13 protein-coding genes are annotated in these 16667 nt (G+C 47.7%); 6 read left to right on the top strand and 7 right to left on the bottom strand.

Annotated elements, in window-relative coordinates:
- Positions 1–68 precede the first annotated feature (68 nt).
- Both COW15_RS18270 and COW15_RS18265 read left to right on the top strand, forming a co-directional pair.
- Complete coding sequence (locus COW15_RS18270; RefSeq protein ID WP_293634758.1) at positions 69–2591, top strand: EAL domain-containing protein; 2523 nt, start codon at positions 69–71, stop codon at positions 2589–2591.
- Between the two features lie 263 nt (positions 2592–2854).
- Positions 2855–5689, top strand: a complete 2835-nt coding sequence (locus tag COW15_RS18265) for an ExeM/NucH family extracellular endonuclease (protein WP_293634756.1) — start codon at positions 2855–2857, stop codon at positions 5687–5689.
- A 55-nt stretch (positions 5690–5744) separates the two neighbouring features.
- On the opposite strand, the gene COW15_RS18260 is transcribed toward COW15_RS18265, so the two are convergent.
- The 3 genes from COW15_RS18260 to COW15_RS18250 form a co-directional block, all read right to left on the bottom strand.
- Positions 5745–6716, bottom strand: a complete 972-nt coding sequence (locus tag COW15_RS18260; protein ID WP_293634754.1) for a GGDEF domain-containing protein — start codon at positions 6714–6716, stop codon at positions 5745–5747.
- Between the two features lie 197 nt (positions 6717–6913).
- The gene (locus COW15_RS18255) at positions 6914–8695 is read right to left on the bottom strand and encodes a DUF3413 domain-containing protein (protein WP_293634752.1); all 1782 of its coding nucleotides are present in this window, start codon (positions 8693–8695) and stop codon (positions 6914–6916) included.
- Between the two features lie 65 nt (positions 8696–8760).
- On the bottom strand, positions 8761–8979 hold the full coding sequence (locus COW15_RS18250; RefSeq protein ID WP_253988184.1) for a YejL family protein: 219 nt from the start codon (positions 8977–8979) through the stop codon (positions 8761–8763).
- Between the two features lie 77 nt (positions 8980–9056).
- Here COW15_RS18250 and yejK point away from each other — a divergent pair, with 77 nt between their 5' ends.
- The 3 genes from yejK (at position 9057) to COW15_RS18235 (ending at position 12234) form a co-directional block, all read left to right on the top strand.
- Positions 9057–10085: a nucleoid-associated protein YejK gene (yejK, locus tag COW15_RS18245; RefSeq protein ID WP_293634749.1), complete on the top strand. Its 1029-nt coding sequence runs from the start codon at positions 9057–9059 to the stop codon at positions 10083–10085.
- A 263-nt stretch (positions 10086–10348) separates the two neighbouring features.
- Entirely contained in the window at positions 10349–11230 is an 882-nt protein-coding gene (locus COW15_RS18240; RefSeq protein WP_293634747.1) for a 6-carboxytetrahydropterin synthase, read from the top strand.
- Between the two features lie 185 nt (positions 11231–11415).
- Positions 11416–12234: a M23 family metallopeptidase gene (locus tag COW15_RS18235; protein WP_293634745.1), complete on the top strand. Its 819-nt coding sequence runs from the start codon at positions 11416–11418 to the stop codon at positions 12232–12234.
- Between the two features lie 201 nt (positions 12235–12435).
- Here the strand turns inward: COW15_RS18235 and COW15_RS18230 are convergent, their stop codons facing one another.
- From COW15_RS18230 to COW15_RS18220, 3 genes are all read right to left on the bottom strand, one after another.
- Positions 12436–12696 (bottom strand): DUF5062 family protein, encoded by a 261-nt coding sequence (locus COW15_RS18230; protein ID WP_293634743.1) that lies wholly within the window; start codon positions 12694–12696, stop codon positions 12436–12438.
- A 62-nt stretch (positions 12697–12758) separates the two neighbouring features.
- On the bottom strand, positions 12759–13391 hold the full coding sequence (locus COW15_RS18225; RefSeq protein WP_293634741.1) for a VOC family protein: 633 nt from the start codon (positions 13389–13391) through the stop codon (positions 12759–12761).
- A gap of 74 nt (positions 13392–13465) precedes the next feature.
- The gene (locus tag COW15_RS18220) at positions 13466–13981 is read right to left on the bottom strand and encodes a L,D-transpeptidase family protein (protein ID WP_293634739.1); all 516 of its coding nucleotides are present in this window, start codon (positions 13979–13981) and stop codon (positions 13466–13468) included.
- Positions 13982–14146: 165 nt separating this feature from the next.
- On the opposite strand from COW15_RS18220, the gene COW15_RS18215 reads away from it, so the two are divergent.
- Positions 14147–15016, top strand: a complete 870-nt coding sequence (locus COW15_RS18215; protein ID WP_293634737.1) for an ion transporter — start codon at positions 14147–14149, stop codon at positions 15014–15016.
- An 85-nt stretch (positions 15017–15101) separates the two neighbouring features.
- On the opposite strand, the gene ppx is transcribed toward COW15_RS18215, so the two are convergent.
- Positions 15102–16664, bottom strand: coding sequence for an exopolyphosphatase (gene ppx / locus COW15_RS18210; protein ID WP_293634735.1), 1563 nt, complete (start codon positions 16662–16664; stop codon positions 15102–15104).
- Positions 16665–16667: the final 3 nt, after the last annotated feature.

Genomic DNA, 16667 nt, shown 5'->3' with positions numbered 1-16667 from the left:
TAATTGCATATAATTGCATATAATTGCATATAATTGCATATAATTGCATGTAACTGCAGAGGGATGGTATGTCTGGTACTCGAGGTGTTTTATCGTACAACTATGGAACTTGTGTAAAACAACTGTGCCAGCGTTTGCAGGATGCAGATAACAATTTACTCTGTCTGGATGGTAACAGCTTCTTATCGATGCTCAATTTTTCCGTTACCGGAATGGCCATGCTGTCGATTGACGGTCGCTGGTTACGGGCTAATCAGTCTATCTGCGATCTGTTTGGTTATACGGAAGAGGAGTTACGACAGCTCACCTATCAGGAATTGACTCACCCAGAGGACTTGATCCGAGGCAAAGAAGATGCGCGAAAGCTTATTGTCGGCGACATTCCCTGCATGCAGATTGAAAAACGCTATCGTCACCGCAATGGTCATTACATCTGGACGAAACTGACCACCAGCCTTGTACGTGATCACGATGGGAAAGCGTTATATTTTGCCTCACAGATAGAGAATATTGAACAGCGTAAACAAGCGGAGCAAGAGATTTCGTTACTGAGTTTTGCACTGAATAAAATGAGTGATATGACCTTATTAATTGAAGAAGCTGGACACTTCAAATATGTCAATGACCAGAGCTGCAGTGAGTTGGGATACAGCCGTGAGGAATTACTCAGTGGTATGCGGGTGCCAGACATTGACCCTGATTATCAAATGCTGGTTTGGCGTGAGCACTGGGCACAACTCAAGCAGTTTGGTTCGCTGTTATTTGAAACGATCCACAAATCTAAAGCGGGTAAAATATACCCGGTTGAGGTCAGCGCCAATTATGTTGAGTATGATGGATGTGGCTATAATTTTGCATTTGTACGAATTATTACAGAAAGAAAAAGGGCCGAACTGGCAAGGCTTGAGGCAAAAAATGCGTTAAGAGAAAGCGAAGAACGTTTTCGACAAGTGACAGAAAATATCGAGGATGTGATCTGGCTGAGTAATGCCGCAAAAACCAAGATGTTCTATATTAACCCTGCATATGAACTGGTTTGGGGCCTGAGTTGTGAGAGCCTCTATACCCACCCAGGACAATGGATGGATATTATTCATCCGGACGATAAATACAGAGTGGAAAGGGCAGTCAACAGTCTGGCGGGCGGAGAATATGATACAGAATACCGCATCATTCGCCCCGATGGCTGCATCCGGAATATTCATGATCGTGCCTTTCCGATCAAGGATGCTGCGGGTAAGGTATTTCGTCTGGCTGGAGTGGCCCGCGACATTACAAGACAAAAACAACAGGAAGCACACATTCAATACCTCGCTTACCATGATTCTCTGACAGGATTGCCCAACAGAACACTGGTTTTGAATTATCTGAAACTGGCAATTACCCAAGCGCACAGGCAGCAGCAGATGTTGGCGGTATTATTTTTGGATCTGGACCGCTTTAAAACTATTAACGATACCCTAGGCCATTTGGCGGGTGATGAGTTATTGAAGCAAGCTAGCGACTGCTGGGCAAAAGTACTGGGGGCTGAGGACATCATAGGTCGATTCGGCGGTGATGAATTTATTATTTTACTCCCAAATTTGACTGAGCCAGAGCAAGCCGCTCATAGGGTAGCTAAGCTGCTTGATGTATTGACTGCACCATTTAACATTGCTAATCGTGAGATACACATCAGTAGCAGCGCTGGTATCAGTATTTATCCCCGTGATGCCGATAATGCTGAGACTTTGGTGAAGTATGCTGATACGTCACTGTATCTGGCGAAAGAGCAAGGGCGAAATACCTACCGCTTCTTTAGTCCTGAGCTGGACATTCAAGTTCATCAACGTCTGCGTCTGGAGAATGATTTACGCTCTGCACGGGATAAAAAACAACTGTATTTACTTTACCAACCGTTGATTGATGTGAGCTCAGGTCGCTACATTGGAGTCGAAGCATTGTTGCGCTGGCAACATCCTGAGCATGGTTTGATATCACCGGCTGATTTTATCCCTGTAGCCGAAGAAACAGGTCAAATTATTCCAATTGGGGAATGGGTATTACGTACTGCCTGCAGCCAGTTGTGTGTCTGGCTAAAGAGCGGGGCGAGTGATTTCAGAGTATCGGTCAACTTGTCTCGGCGCCAACTCGAACATGCACAGTTAACTGAAACGTTACAACGAATTCTTAATGAAACTGGCTGCCCAGCGCATTGTTTAGAGCTGGAGATTACTGAGTCTGCCACCATGAGTAACCCAGAAGCCGCAATTGTCAAACTCAATGCTTTACATGGGATGGATATTCGACTGGCGCTGGATGATTACGGCACTGGTTATTCGAGTCTGGCTTACTTAAAACGTTTCCCTCTGGACCGCCTCAAGATAGACCGTTCTTTCGTCAACGGCATTCCTGCTGATAAAGACGATGTCACTATAGTGCAAACAACGATTGTAATGGCGCGCCAGTTAGGGCTTAAAGTGGTGGCAGAGGGGGTTGAAACCGCCTCTCAGCGCGATTTTTTGCACGCCTACGGCTGCGATGAAATACAAGGTTACCTGTATGGCAAACCTATGCCAGCTGAAGAGATTGCACAACACTGCGGCTTTTGAATGACAAGCGCCTTATTGAAGACGTTTTATCCAATATCGTCAGTTGATTGCCACCTTAATGCCATTAACATCAGCCGCTGGTTCTGCCTCTTTAAGGTTGCTTGAGTGTACCACTGATGTTGCAACTTTGGCGCAACCAATTTGTAACCTTGGTCACCTATAGTATTGTCAGTCTTCGAGGTACATCACCTTGAAACATTTAAGCGCATAAATTAAATCGCAATTTATTACCAAATACTAAAACAATACATTTAGGGGTCTCAATGTTAAACACTAAAACTGTGCTGGCGTTAGCCATCAGCAGCGTTTGTGGGCTTGCCCATGGCGCGGATAATGTGATCATTTCAGAATACGTCGAAGGCGGCAGCAATAATAAAGCCATCGAACTCTATAACCCAACCGCGGGCGTGATTGATTTAAGCCAATACCAATTGCGCTTCTATTTTAATGGCAGCACCAATGTCGGCACGACCATTGCGCTCACGGGCTCATTAGCGGTGGGGGCGACGTATGTGGTTGCCGATAACGACGCGTCTGCCGATATTCTTGCGGTCACAAATCAACAGAGTAGCGCCAGCTTCTTTAACGGCGACGATGCGATTGAACTGACCTATCAAACTCAAGTGATTGATAGTTTAGGTCAAGTTGGTGTCGATCCCGGTGCCGAGTGGGGCAGTGGTGATTTATCCACGCAAGACAACACCCTGCGCCGTAATCCAGAACAGCTGATTGCCGATCCCATCAGTGGCGATGCAGTCAGCTTTAGCACTTGGTTAGGTTTTGCGAAGGATGATATTTCTGATCTCGGTAAATTCAGCGCCGGCACGCCAACCGATCCCGTCGACCCGCCGCCGAGTGCTTTAGTGTGCGGCGAAGAAGCCACAGCAATTCATGCGCTGCAAGGCGCGGGCGCTGCCAGCCCTCTTAATGGTCAAACCTTAGTGGTTGAAGCGGTTGTCGTCAGTAATCAAGAAGCCGGTCTTAAGGGCATTTTTGTACAAATGGCCGATAACGAAGCCGATAGCGATCCCCAAACCTCTGAAGGGGTGTTTGTGTATACCGGCGCTGCGCCTACCGCGTATGTGGCGGGCGATCGTATTCGTTTAAAAGCCAAAGTGACTGAATATCAAGGCTTAACTGAACTCACGACTGTATCAGATCACAAGTTGTGTGCCACAGGGCAAGCATTGCCAACGGCGGCAGTGGTGACTTTACCGGTTAACAGCAGTGATGATTTTGAGCCATTTGAGGGCATGCGGGTTCGTTTTAGCCAAGATTTAGTGGTGAACGAAGTCTACAACCTAGGCCGTTACGGCGAGATTTCATTAGGCAGTCAGCGCCACTTTATCGGTACGCAAGTCGCTGCACCGGGCGCGGATGCGCTGGCGGTGAGCGCGGCTAACCAACACGACAGTATTCTATTGGATGATGGTTTAACGGCGCAGAATCCTGATCCTGTGATATACCCAGCCCCAGGGCTTAGCGCATCAAACACTGTGCGTGTAGGTGATAAAGCTACGGCGCTTACGGGTGTAATGCACTATGGCTTTAATTTATATCGCATTATGCCAATCGAGACGGTGAACTTTGTGGCGGAAAATCCACGCCCAATCGCACCCACATTGGTTGAGGGCGGTAATCTAAAAGTCGCTAGCTTTAACGTACTCAACTACTTCAACGGTGACGGCCAAGGTGCAGGATTCCCAACCGCCCGTGGTGCCAATACCTTAAGCGAGTTTGAGCGTCAAAAGGCGAAGATTGTCAGTGCCATGGTGGGCATTAGTGCTGACGTATTCGGTTTGATGGAAATAGAGAACGATGGCTTTGGCGCTAATTCAGCCATTGCCGATTTAGTCGCAGGTTTGAATGCCGCCGTGGGTGAAGCGCGTTACGCTTATATCACGCCAACAGGCATGAATGCGATTGGCACCGATGCCATCACGGTCGGCTTGATTTATCGTAGCGATAAAGTCACGCCACAGGGGGTTGCGCGCATTCTATCCAGTGCCAACTCGCCATTAGATAGCGATCAACAACCTCTGTTTGACGACAGCAAAAACCGTCCAATGCTGACCCAAGCCTTTAGCGTAAATGGCAGTGAAGAGAGCGTGGTCGTGGCGGTTAATCACCTTAAATCTAAGGGCAGTGAGTGTGCTGGGGATCCTGATCTCAATGACGGTCAAGGCAACTGTAATATCACTCGTAGCCGTGCGGCGACAGCTGCAGGTCAATGGATCAGCGAGCAATATCCAGATCAAGGTGTACTGCTGATTGGTGATTTGAATTCTTATGCGAAGGAAGATCCATTAATGGCATTAGCTAATGCGGGCTTTAGTGAGCTGTTTGCCAAACTGGAAAAGCCGACCCCTTATTCCTATGTGTTCTCGGCTGAAGCGGGTCAGTTGGATCATGCTTTAGCGAATGCTGCCCTGCTGGATAAAGTGGTGGATGTGACTGAATGGCATATCAATACCGACGAACCGCGCGTATTGGATTACAACGAAGAGTTTAAGACGCCAGCTCAAATCCAAGACTTGTTCGCAACGGATGCGTATCGCTCATCGGATCACGATCCTGTGGTGATTTCACTCTTGCTCGAAGCGGAAAAAGTCGCGCCAGTGGCCAGTTTCACCCAAGTGGTGAATGGCGCTGCGGTGCAACTGACATCCACTTCAACCGACAGCGATGGACAAATCGTCTCTGCCGAGTGGAACTTTGGTGATAACACTGTGGCAATGGGTGAGGTTGTGACTCACAGTTACAGCCAAAGTGGCGAGTATCTGGTCACGCTAACTGTGACGGATAATGACGGCCTAACCCATAGCACATCGCAAACTGTGTCAGTGGTTGCTGAAGAGGTGAAACAACCACCTGTGGCGCAAATTCAGCGTATCAATTTATGGTTTGTCGATATGTTTATCTCGGCTAGCTATGATACCGATGGCGTGATCAAGCAACATAAGTGGACGTTCGACAATGGCACCCGCGCTAACGGTCAAGTGGTATTACGCCTTGCCCGCCGTGGTCAACATACTGTCGAACTCACGGTTAAAGATAACGACAAGTTAACGGATACTGCGACACTGACTTATCGTTGAGTTTGTTGCAGGGTTTACCTTGGGTGAAACTCAGTGATTGCGCAGCCCCCTTCAGTTAAGCCAAGTTTGATTGAAGGGGGCAGCTTAATTCACATACTCTATTACGCCCCGTTTGTTTGGCCTGCATCATGGCCTGATCTGCACTGTTGAGTAAAGTTTCGAGCAGATCCTGCGGTTCAAGTTCATGGCGAGCCGTGGCTAAGTCGATGGAGGAGATCCCAAAGCTGGCGGTACAGTGGATCATTCGTCCATTAAATTCAAAAGGTTGTTGCTCAAATTCGCTACGCATACGTGCTGCCAACAGTTTGGCTTGTTCAGGTGTGGCATTGGGTAGCAACACCCCAAATTCTTCCCCCCCTAATCTTGCTAGAATATCCGAGGTTCGCACGGTTTTTTGGGCGAGTTGGGAGACATGAATGAGTGCAGCATCGCCCGTGGCATGTCCCCATTGGTCATTGATCCGTTTGAAATGATCTAAATCGAACATGATGATGGATAGTGTTTGCTGGGTTCGATACATCTGATGGACGACCTGTCGGCCTAGGTTGAAAAATGCTCGGCGATTATTGAGTTGAGTCAGTTCATCCGTGTCGGCTTGTTTTTCAGCCTGTGCTTTAGCGAGCATCAATTCATGCTCAATCTGTTTACGGTCGGTGATGTCGGTTGCGATTTCGATGCGTACTAAGCGACCATCAGTCCAGCGTATTGCTTGATCTCGGCATTGGTACCAACGGCCATTCTGGGTATTTTGGAATTCCCACACATAAACGCCCGCTGGATTACCATCTGCATCGAGTAATTTGTGATTTGTGCAGAACTGGCATGGGGCATTCTGTCCAGACTGTAAAATTTGATAGCATTTTTTATTCTTGGCTGAGCCCCAAACAGAGATCCCATAGTCATTTAAATACAATAACTCATAGGTTCGTATATCAGAGACATAGACGAGGGCATCTAAACTATTAAGAATGATATTGATGGCTTGATCATTAGCCGCTGCGTTATTCTGTTTGGCTTTATTTATCATAAAGTTGTCACCGATAGCCTTGCTAACAATATGCGGTGTTGTTCATTGATATAACTATAACGTATCGATTAACCTTTTTCTGAGATTCAGAGCAGGGATAAATCGAATGTGAGTTAAATGAGTCACTTGGGGAGCTATGGATAATGGTTTTTTCAATAAAAAAGCCCCAATCCGTAGATGGGGCTTTTTTATATCATTTAATGGTTATACAAGCGCCGGCCTTCGCGCATCACTTGGATAAGCTCTGGTGCACTCATTTTTTTGCGAAGACGATGTTCATAGTTTTCATCGTAAATACGGTACTTACCGTGGCGGTCGATAACGGTGACTTCTGCCTGCTGGTAAATCGCAAAAATCCGACTATCACCAATATAAATCCAGGTCTCTTTGCTCGGTTGCAGTAAGCTGCGCCCGGCGCTGTAATCAGTGGTGTTATTAGTACAGCCTAATACATGGGTCATCAGGGTGGGCACTATGCCGTAATGGCTGGTGCGATACTTAACCTTAGCGGCGATTGCATTGGGCCAATGGATAACGAGGGGGACCTTAACACTTTCTGGCGACAGGTTGCGCAGCGCTTCATCGCTATTACTAGTGAAAATCTTGCCATTTACCCCGGTTATCACCACTAAAGTATCTTGGGGAATGCTGGCAAGGATCGCCTCTAATTGGTTATCGATAAAATATAATGACTGGCGATATTGATTGAACAACACCTTTTGCGCAGGCTGTAAATTAGCTTTAACCGTTTCGATGCCGAGGAAGCCCACTGGCGTATCGAAATTTTCCGGTGCCTTTAGGTTAAGCAGGGCAAACCAGGGCTTATTTTGGACACTGTGCCATTGTTTAAAGTGCGCGACTGTCTGTAAATCTGCATCGGCACTGCCATTGGTTTCTGTGGCAACGATAGGAGTAAAGTCATTAAACATGGCCTGGGCAGAACTCAGTTTTCGATTCGTTTCGGGGATAAAGAGTCCCAGTTGATAGCCGGCCTGTTGGAAACTCTTGGTTAGCACTGGGCTTGTGCTATTGAATATCCTCGCATCACCATAGCTGCCTTGCAGGCCGTATAGTAGAGAAAACATCCCCGTTTTAAATTGGTTGCCGCCACTGTAATGCTCAGTAAATGCTTGATTGTTTTCCATATAGCGATGAAGAAACGGCATAGTTTTAGGATCGACCATATCGGCACGCAAACTGTCGATGGTGATCATCAATACATTGGTTTGGGTATCCGCTTGGCAGAGTAATGGCTGCAATGGATAGCTGAGTACGCTAGTGGTGTTATTGTCATTATTCTCCAAAGGCGAGCCATCAATACCGTGACTTTCCATAAAGGAGCGGGCGGTCGCGGGATAAGCGAGCGGATAGGCATCATCGAATCGCGTGATTTCGGTAATATCGGCGGCATCGGCCCAAATATGGATCAGGTGACTGCTGATAAAACACACACCTACTAAGGTGATGACCTTATTGCCTAAATTGAGCTTTTGGATCTTCTCTATACGCTTCCACAAAAAATTCGCCGCGGTCAGTTCAATCGTGATGATAGCCAGTGGCGTGACTATGTAGGAGGTGCCGTGGAGCAGGGCATTGAGATCCGCCCAGGCCAAATCGAAGGCAAAGGGACTTAAGTGCATGCCGTAATCGGCGTAAACAATCGTATCGTACAATAAGATGCATAGACTTAAGGTGGCAATAACCGCAGCTATCCCCCTCAAGATCTTGGAATAGGGCAAGATTAAGGTCAGCGGAAATAGGCAGATCAAATAGGCGATAAAGGCGAGAAAGCTAAATTGGCCAATGGTGCTTACCGTGAGATAAATCCAACCATACCAAGTTTCTGGATGACCCACACTACTCAGATATCGGCTACCCACTACCATGGCCAATAGACCATTGAAGAAGGCGAACCAATGTCCCCAGTTGATGAGCCGGGAAACCCTATCGCGGCTCATTTGCTTTTTTCGCTCGACCATAGTGATCCGCTTATTCCTAAAAGACGTTGTATCTTATGTTTTTTTAACGTTTATACCCAACTAACTTAATTGGATTTGACCGATTGTGCGAGTGCTTTCGCAAATTGTTCAGCCACGGCTTGGCGCGATTCGTTAGGGACTTTACGCTCTAACAAATAGGTGACGCAATTGCCGAGCGCCATCAGACTCAGGTCAGTCGGTGCTTTATGCTTTTCTAACACGGCCAGTACTTCGGCGATTAATGATTCAACTTGTGCGTTTGAGTATTTCGATTGGATTGCCATAATCAAAAAATGTTTCACTTTGGAATGGATTAGCGGCATATAATAGCGGATTTATTCCAGCATCACTATCAGGGCTTATGAGTATTAATATCGAACACGCAATTATTCACGAGATTTCCCAGGACAGTCAGGGGCAATTGCGTTGCCGTTTACGTCCTCAACCTCTGCTGAACGGTCAGGCGGTCGAGATGATGCTGGACGAATTGCATCAGACCTATACCAGTAAAGCGGGTAAGGGATTCGGCTATTTCGGCATTCACGGTGACGACGGTGAGGCCAACCCCGCCTTTGCCAATGCACTCACTCAATACCGTGGCGGCGAGCTAGGTTTTGTGGAATTTTCGGGCCAAGCCAGTAAGTTGCTGCAGGAAGAATTGTCGAAATACGACTTCAGCCAAGGTGGCTTTTTGCTGATGTCTTGCTACACCAGCATCACCAGCGATTATCTGTTTGTCGCCCTATTAAGTGCTAAGTCGTCGATGACTGTGTTAGATGATATGGAACTGTCGCAAAATAACCACTTGGATTTAAACAATATCCAATTGGCGGCGCGTATTGATTTAACCGAGTGGCAGGCCGATAAGGATTCTCGCAAGTACATTTCCTTTATCCGTGGCCGTGCGGGGCGCAAAGTCGCCGACTTTTTCCTCGATTTTATGGGCTGTGTCGAAGGCGTCAACACTAAAGCGCAAAACAAGACCCTGATGAATGCGGTTGAAGATTTTGTTGCCAGCAGTGATCTCACCAAAGATGAGCGTCAGCAATGTCGCAATAAAGTGTTTGAATATTGCAGTGAGCGCTTCGATGAAGGCGCTGACATTGAAATCAAAGACTTGGCCGATGAGTTAGCCGATCAAGGCATGGATTCTTTCTACGATTTTGCCCGTGGTGGTAGCTATGAACTCGATGAAGAGTTTCCGGCGGATAAGTCGACCCTGCGTCAGCTGAAGAAGTTTTCCGGTACGGGGGGCGGCGTCACCTTAAGTTTTGATGGCGGCCACTTAGGCCAAAGGGTGATTTACGACCCCATCTCGGACACCATTTTAATTAAAGGCGTGCCGGCAAACTTAAAAGATCAGCTCGACCGTCGCCTTAAGGGCGAATAAGCCTCGACTCACAGTCGGTTGAATTTAGCTAAATAAGTCAAAAAGCCGAGGGTATTTTACTCTCGGCTTTTTGTTGCCTGTTAAAACTTGGTACAAATACAGGGCAGAATTAATTCAGTTGTCGCGACAAGCGACGGAATTGATTAGAATCCCTATTCATACTGAGTTGACTCGTTTTGAGTACTCAAGTTAGCACGCTCGGCCATCGCTAAGTGGTGCTTTCAAATTACATAGGTGGACTGTCTTTCTGCCGAGGAGCGTTAATGCAATTGTTTGTTAAAGATTTAACCGTGATCGATTTTTCCTATCTCTGCCCTAAGCGTGGCATGGTGGGGGAGAGTTGGATTGTCGATGTGCTGCTAGAGGGCGGATTAGACGAGCAAAATATGGTGCTCGATTTCGCTAAAGTGAAACGCACCATCAAGCAGACCATAGATGCGGTGGCCGATCACCGTTTATTAGTCCCGACGGCCTGCAGCGGCGTGCGCTGGCAGCAGCAGGGCGATAGAGTGTGGATGGATTTTGATAGTGTGCTCGGTGAAATCCATCTTGCCTGTCCTTCCCAAGCCTTTGCCTTAGTGCCGACCGAAGAAATTGATATTCCCAGCGTGAATGCCTTTTTGCAAAAAGCGCTGCGGGAAACCTTACCGGCAAATGTCGAGGGGATCACGCTCACCTTAAGGCATGAAATCCTCGATACGCCTTATTACCATTACAGCCATGGTTTGCGTAAACACGATGGCAATTGCCAGCGCATCGCCCATGGTCATCGTAGTCCGGTGAATGTGTTTGAAAATGGCAACCCAGCACCTAAGTGGGATGAGTATTGGGCCAAGCGTTGGCACGATATTTATTTAGGCAGTGAAGAGGATTTAGTCTCGGTAAAAACCTTAAATTTATCGCCACAAACGCGGATCACAGATACTAGCCACTATGGATTTCACTATCAAGCGCCCCAGGGGGATTTCCAATTGGCTATGCCAAAGGAATGTTGTGATTTAATTCCCCACGATACGACGGTTGAGTTGTTGGCCGATTATATGGCCACCACATTGGCGGCTAAGGTGCCCACGAGTCAGTTTACAGTGGTGGCCTATGAGGGCGTAGGTAAGGGGGCCATAGTGACTAAGGGTCAAAGTGACTAAAGGTGTATCGGCCTAGCCTAATGCCTTATTTAATTAGCCTACTAAGGATTTTTGTGAAGATGTTTGATTACCCGAAACCACGCAATTTAGGCCAGTCTTGTGCTGCTTTTCAGCGATTGACTTATCTGCAAAGCCTACCAAAGGCCGTAAATGGCATTGTTTTTTCAGCATTAAGCTTGCTTCTTATGATGACAAATGCCAATGCTCAGGTGAGTTTTGAGGGCAAATTCGAACAGGGGGCGCTTATTCGAGGACAAGCGCCCGCAGGCACTCAAATCAGTTTAAATGGCGAGGCATTGAGAGTGACGCCTGACGGGTACTTTGCCTTTGGTTTTGACCGCGACGGTGAGCTGAGCCAGCAGTTAACTTTGGTTTATCCTGAAGGTTTGACTGAGGTTAAGCCTTTGACTGTGGCTAAGCGGCAATACGATATTCAAAGCGTAAAAGGCATTAGCAACAAGATCATGAAGCCCGATCCCATCGCCCAGGAAAGAGCGGCAAAGGATACGGCGCAGGTCAAAGCGGCGAGGGCCACTTTTAGTGAGCAAACCGCCTTTTTACAGGACTTTATTTGGCCGCTCACCGGACGTATTTCTGGGGTATACGGCAGTCAGCGTATTTATAACGATGTCCCTGGCAACCCGCATTTTGGTGTCGATGTCGCGGCGAAAACTGGCACTGTAGTTGTGGCGCCCGCCGATGGGGTGATCAGTTTGTCTGTGCCCGATATGTTTTATTCGGGCGGCACTATGGTCATCGACCATGGCTATGGCGTGAGTTCGAGTTTCCTGCATTTGAGTAAGCTCTATGTCCAAGCGGGGGAAGCCGTAAAACAAGGGCAAGCCGTTGCTGAAGTGGGTGCTACGGGACGCGCCAATGGACCGCATTTAGACTGGCGGATAAACTGGTATCAAATGCGCCTCGACCCAACGACTCTAGTGCCGCCTATGGCAACAGTACTCGCGAAGGAAAAAGCCGCGAAAACGGTGGTAAGCCCAAAGTAACAGGATACCTATCTCGTCACTTATGCGGATTAATAACTCTTCCTAATTATGCTACATCGCAGGGTATCGCACGCAGGCACGCCATTAACTCTTCCCAGAGGGCTCCACCGCGCCATCCATGACGCAGAGGGCCTGCTTACCGATACCCTGCTCGCCCTATAAAGTGATCTACAATTCAAAGCGGATATTTAGATAGCTTGGTTATTTGAGCAAAGGGTGATCGGCGGGCAATTGACGGCTGATCCACAGGATCAACTTGTGTTTCATATTGGGGCCATCTTCTTTGTCCTTGGCCAAGGGTTGGATGAGGTTATCCGTCACCAGAAGACGATAAATGCACTCCACTTTATCTTTGGGTGACACGCCGCGGTCAAACTCATCAAATCCGCGTTTTTTGGCATAACCTAGTCCAATTTCGAGGGCAAATTTTAATAATTGCGCTTCGTTTTTATGTGGCTTCATATTCAGCTTCCTTTTTTGCATGGGCATCTTTGATGCTGTGCTGTGCAATAAAACCTAACTCGTTAGATGGTATCAACTTGTTCACTGGCGATCACCGCCTTTATACCATGGGGATGAACCTTGATGCAGACCTCTTGGTATTTAAAGGCAATGGTGGGATTAGCTAAGCGTTCTTTTTCTCCCTTGGGCGAACTCATCTTGATGTGAATCGATTCGCTTGGCTCTGAACATGGCTCGCCGGATAAAAGTGACGTGAGTCTTGGACACAAAAGCCTAAGGTCTTGGCTTAGGGCTTCGCAGTCCTTTGCCAGCGACGGGATAACCAGCTCAATGTGCTCCCAACCTTCTTGGGGATAAAGTTTGTCGCTTGGATAGGGTAATTCAACACAGGGAATGGAAAACTCACCTAAGGTCAAAGGGGTGTTCAATTCGATGATAAGGATACAGCGGCCATTGATTTGATTGTCGGAGATGATGTGGCCAACCTGACAAAACGCTTGGCGCAGGGCATCGGCGCTGGCAATGGAATTAACCCTTACGGCAACATGATCGCACTCGAGTTTTTTGTCCGCAAGATCTAATTTTGTCAGTAAGTTTAAGATCTTGGCTTCAAATTGCGCCCAAGAGTGGAGTAAATCCGTATAGCTTAGGCTTGATTGAGTTGGGTTTGTGCCTAGCATCTTTGAGGATGGCATAGGGACTCCTTGGAATAAACAAACTAGGAGGAGAAATAAAAACGCCCATTTAACTGGGCGTGAGAGCGTAAAACCTAGGGCCAGATTTCAATCGGTGTGCCTTCGTCAACGGCTTTCCACACTTCGTCCATTTCGGCATTGGTAATGGCGATGCAGCCATCGGTCCAATTGTACTGCTGAGCCTGCTCGGGTGGCAGGGGTGATCTAGGATTTTGGCCATGGATCATGATCATACCACCGGGCCTGATCCCCAGCGCCTTTGCCCTTAGCTTATCCTCTTCATTTGGATAGGAAATATGAATGGATTTGTAATAGGCGCTATCGGACTTTTTATAATCGAGGATATAGCGGCCTTGCGGTGTGCGCTGATCGCCTTCTTTGAGTTTATGCCCTGCGGGTAAATCGCCCATGGCAATCCGATATTGCTTAAGAACTTTGCCATCGCGCAACAGCGCCATATTAGATTCTGATTTAGTAATCACCACTAAGTCGACTTTGCCCATACTCGATGACGCAAGCACTTGGGGTGAAGCGAATGCTGCTAGGGTCACAGCGAGTGATGTCAGTGTGGAGAGTAAGGTAACGCGCATGTCGTCCTCTAAAAAATTAACGGGTGATTCTCTTTTTCGCGCATCATACCGCAAATTTCACGCTCTGTGACTAGATAATTTTGAGCTAGTTGCAATTGCGTGGCAGACTTGTGAAATTCGATGATTGTGAATATTAACCCATTTAGTGAGGATGTTTTAAGCCCTATGTCTGAAAAAATCCCCGAGCAAGTTGGCTTCGAGAGCCCTTTAAAGCGCCAATTACGTATCATTATTTTTGGAACAGATACTCCGGCTGGGCGTTACTTCGATATCGGTTTGATGATTTGTATTGTGCTCAGTGTGACACTGGTGTTTCTCGATACTGTGGAGTCATTCCACCGCGACTATGATGCTGTGATCCGCGTGCTAGAATGGGTCTTTACCCTGATTTTCACCCTCGAATATGGCCTGCGACTCTATTGCGCAACCCATCCAGTGCGCTATGCCCGTAGTTTTTATGGTCTGGTGGATCTCTTGTCTGTGCTACCGACTTATTTAGCCTTATTTATTCCTGGGGCTAATTTTACGTTAGTGATCAGGGTGCTGCGACTCTTTAGAATTTTTCGGGTGCTGAAATTACTGCGCTATTTAAGCGAAGGGAATTTATTGCTTAAAGCCATGATGCAGTCGAGCCGCAAGGTCTTTTTGTTCTTTTTCTCGGTCAGTCTGATCATTATGGTGCTCAGTGCTTTGATGTATGTTGTGGAGGGCCCCGAAAATGGCTTTAGCTCAATTCCTAAATCTGTCTATTGGACAATTGTCACTATTACCACTGTGGGATATGGTGATATCACGCCAAAAACCGAATTAGGCCAAGCCATTGCGGCCTTTACCATGTTGCTGGGCTACTCCATCATAGCGATACCAACCGGGATCTTGACGGCGGAAATATCCCAAGAAGTAGGGAGACATCGAGATTTACGCTCGTGTAATCAATGCCATAAATCAGGCCATGATCTCGATGCCATGTACTGTAATTGCTGTGGCTGTGAACTCGACAGGTTTGAGCTATCCAAATCAAGGGAAGATAAATAAGCCCAAGTCATATTGTCGGACGATGTCAGTGCAGAGGGGAAATATCCCCTTTGCGTTTACTTCCACAAGAGGGATAAATCGAGCGCTAGCCTGCAACCACTTGAGGTTCAGGGGTGTCTTGCGTTATATCCACGCCCTTGTCGACGTTTGTCCCTAGGTTAGATACGAGTTGTAGCATCATTCCTAAGCTAGACATTTGTTTTTGTTCTCGCTGTAAATCTTTCATAAACAGGCTGATTTTTCGTTTATGGCTGGGGATGAACAATATCAGCCCGCCTTGGGTGACTTGGATCTTATCCAAGGTCAGTGCCTTGGCAATGCGGCCAAGGTTAAGCAGTACCGCCAGACGCAATAGGCAAAGTAAGCGGATCAGCGTCAGTTTATGGCTCGGTTCTACTTCGGCCAGCAACAACTCGGTGGGCTTCTTTCTATGGTTGGCGATAAGCCGGGCTAAATCCTGTTGCAGCGCCTCACTAAATCCAGGCAAGTCGCTGTTGCTGATGATATAGGCGCCGTGTTTATGCAATGCCTTTGAATTAATGTGTAGCCCTATTTCGTGCAGAGTGGCGGCGTAGGCAAGCAGGCGGGCATGGGGCCTTAATGCCCACTCATCGGCGACCTGTTCAAACAATGCCATGGCGGTATCACGGACTTTCGTGGCGTGGGGCATATCGACGTGGTAAAGCTGGGCAATACTGTCGACGGTGCGATGGCGGATATCTTGATATTGACCGATTTTGGCCAGCTCATAGAGCACGCCTTCACGCAGGGCGCCGGGGCTAAACTCCAACTGCGGAATAGGTAAGCGTCTAAAAAAACTGATTAAAATGGCAAGTCCTGCGGGGATGAGCGGGATGCGCTTATCATCCACATTCGCAAACTGGATCTGGTTGATATGGCCGTATCGGATCAGCGTGAGCTTGAGTTGCTTTAGCCGTGCCAAGGTGATGGTCTCATCGCCGTGTTGTTCTTGAATCGCCTCGCAGATGGCCTTGACTGTGCCAGAGCTACCTAGGACTAAGTCCCAATCCCCACTAAAGTATTCCTTTGATAATGAAGCAAATTGTTTATCGGCGGCGCTTTGGGCGGCGCGGAAGGAAGCGGGGGTGATTTGCCCATCGATAAAGAAACGCTCGTTAAAACTGACGCAACCACAACGCAGGCTAGATAAATGGGTTGGGGTATTTTTTTGCCCGAGAACGACCTCGGTTGAACCGCCACCAATATCGATAACAATATTCCGTTTACCCAGCACTTGGCTCTGGGCGATACCATTGTAGATAAGACGGGCCTCTTCGTGGCCGGAGATGACCTCGACCGGGTAGGGCATAATGCCCAAGGCAGCCTCGATAAACTGCTCACGATTCTTGGCCACTCTGAGGGTATGGGTGGCCACTAACCGGACTTGGGCTTGATCTAGATTTGAGAAGCGCTGGTTAAAATCCCGCAGACAATTGAGGCCACGCTCCATCGCTTCTTGGCTTAAGATATTCTGGGCATTAAGCCCTATAGCGAGTTGAACCTGTTGTTTTTCTTTGTGTAATATCTGCAAACTGCCGTCTTGTTCACGGGCAATAACGAGGTGGAAACTGTTTGAGCCCATGTCGATGGCGACAAAGTGTCGCGGCTGTGAATGTGTGGCAACCAATCG

The organism is Shewanella sp. CG12_big_fil_rev_8_21_14_0_65_47_15, from assembly GCF_002783505.1.
Taxonomy (GTDB): Bacteria; Pseudomonadota; Gammaproteobacteria; order Enterobacterales; family Shewanellaceae; genus Shewanella.
The sequence above is the reverse complement of the archived record's forward strand: the minus strand, read 5'-3'. Positions and strand labels throughout refer to the sequence as shown.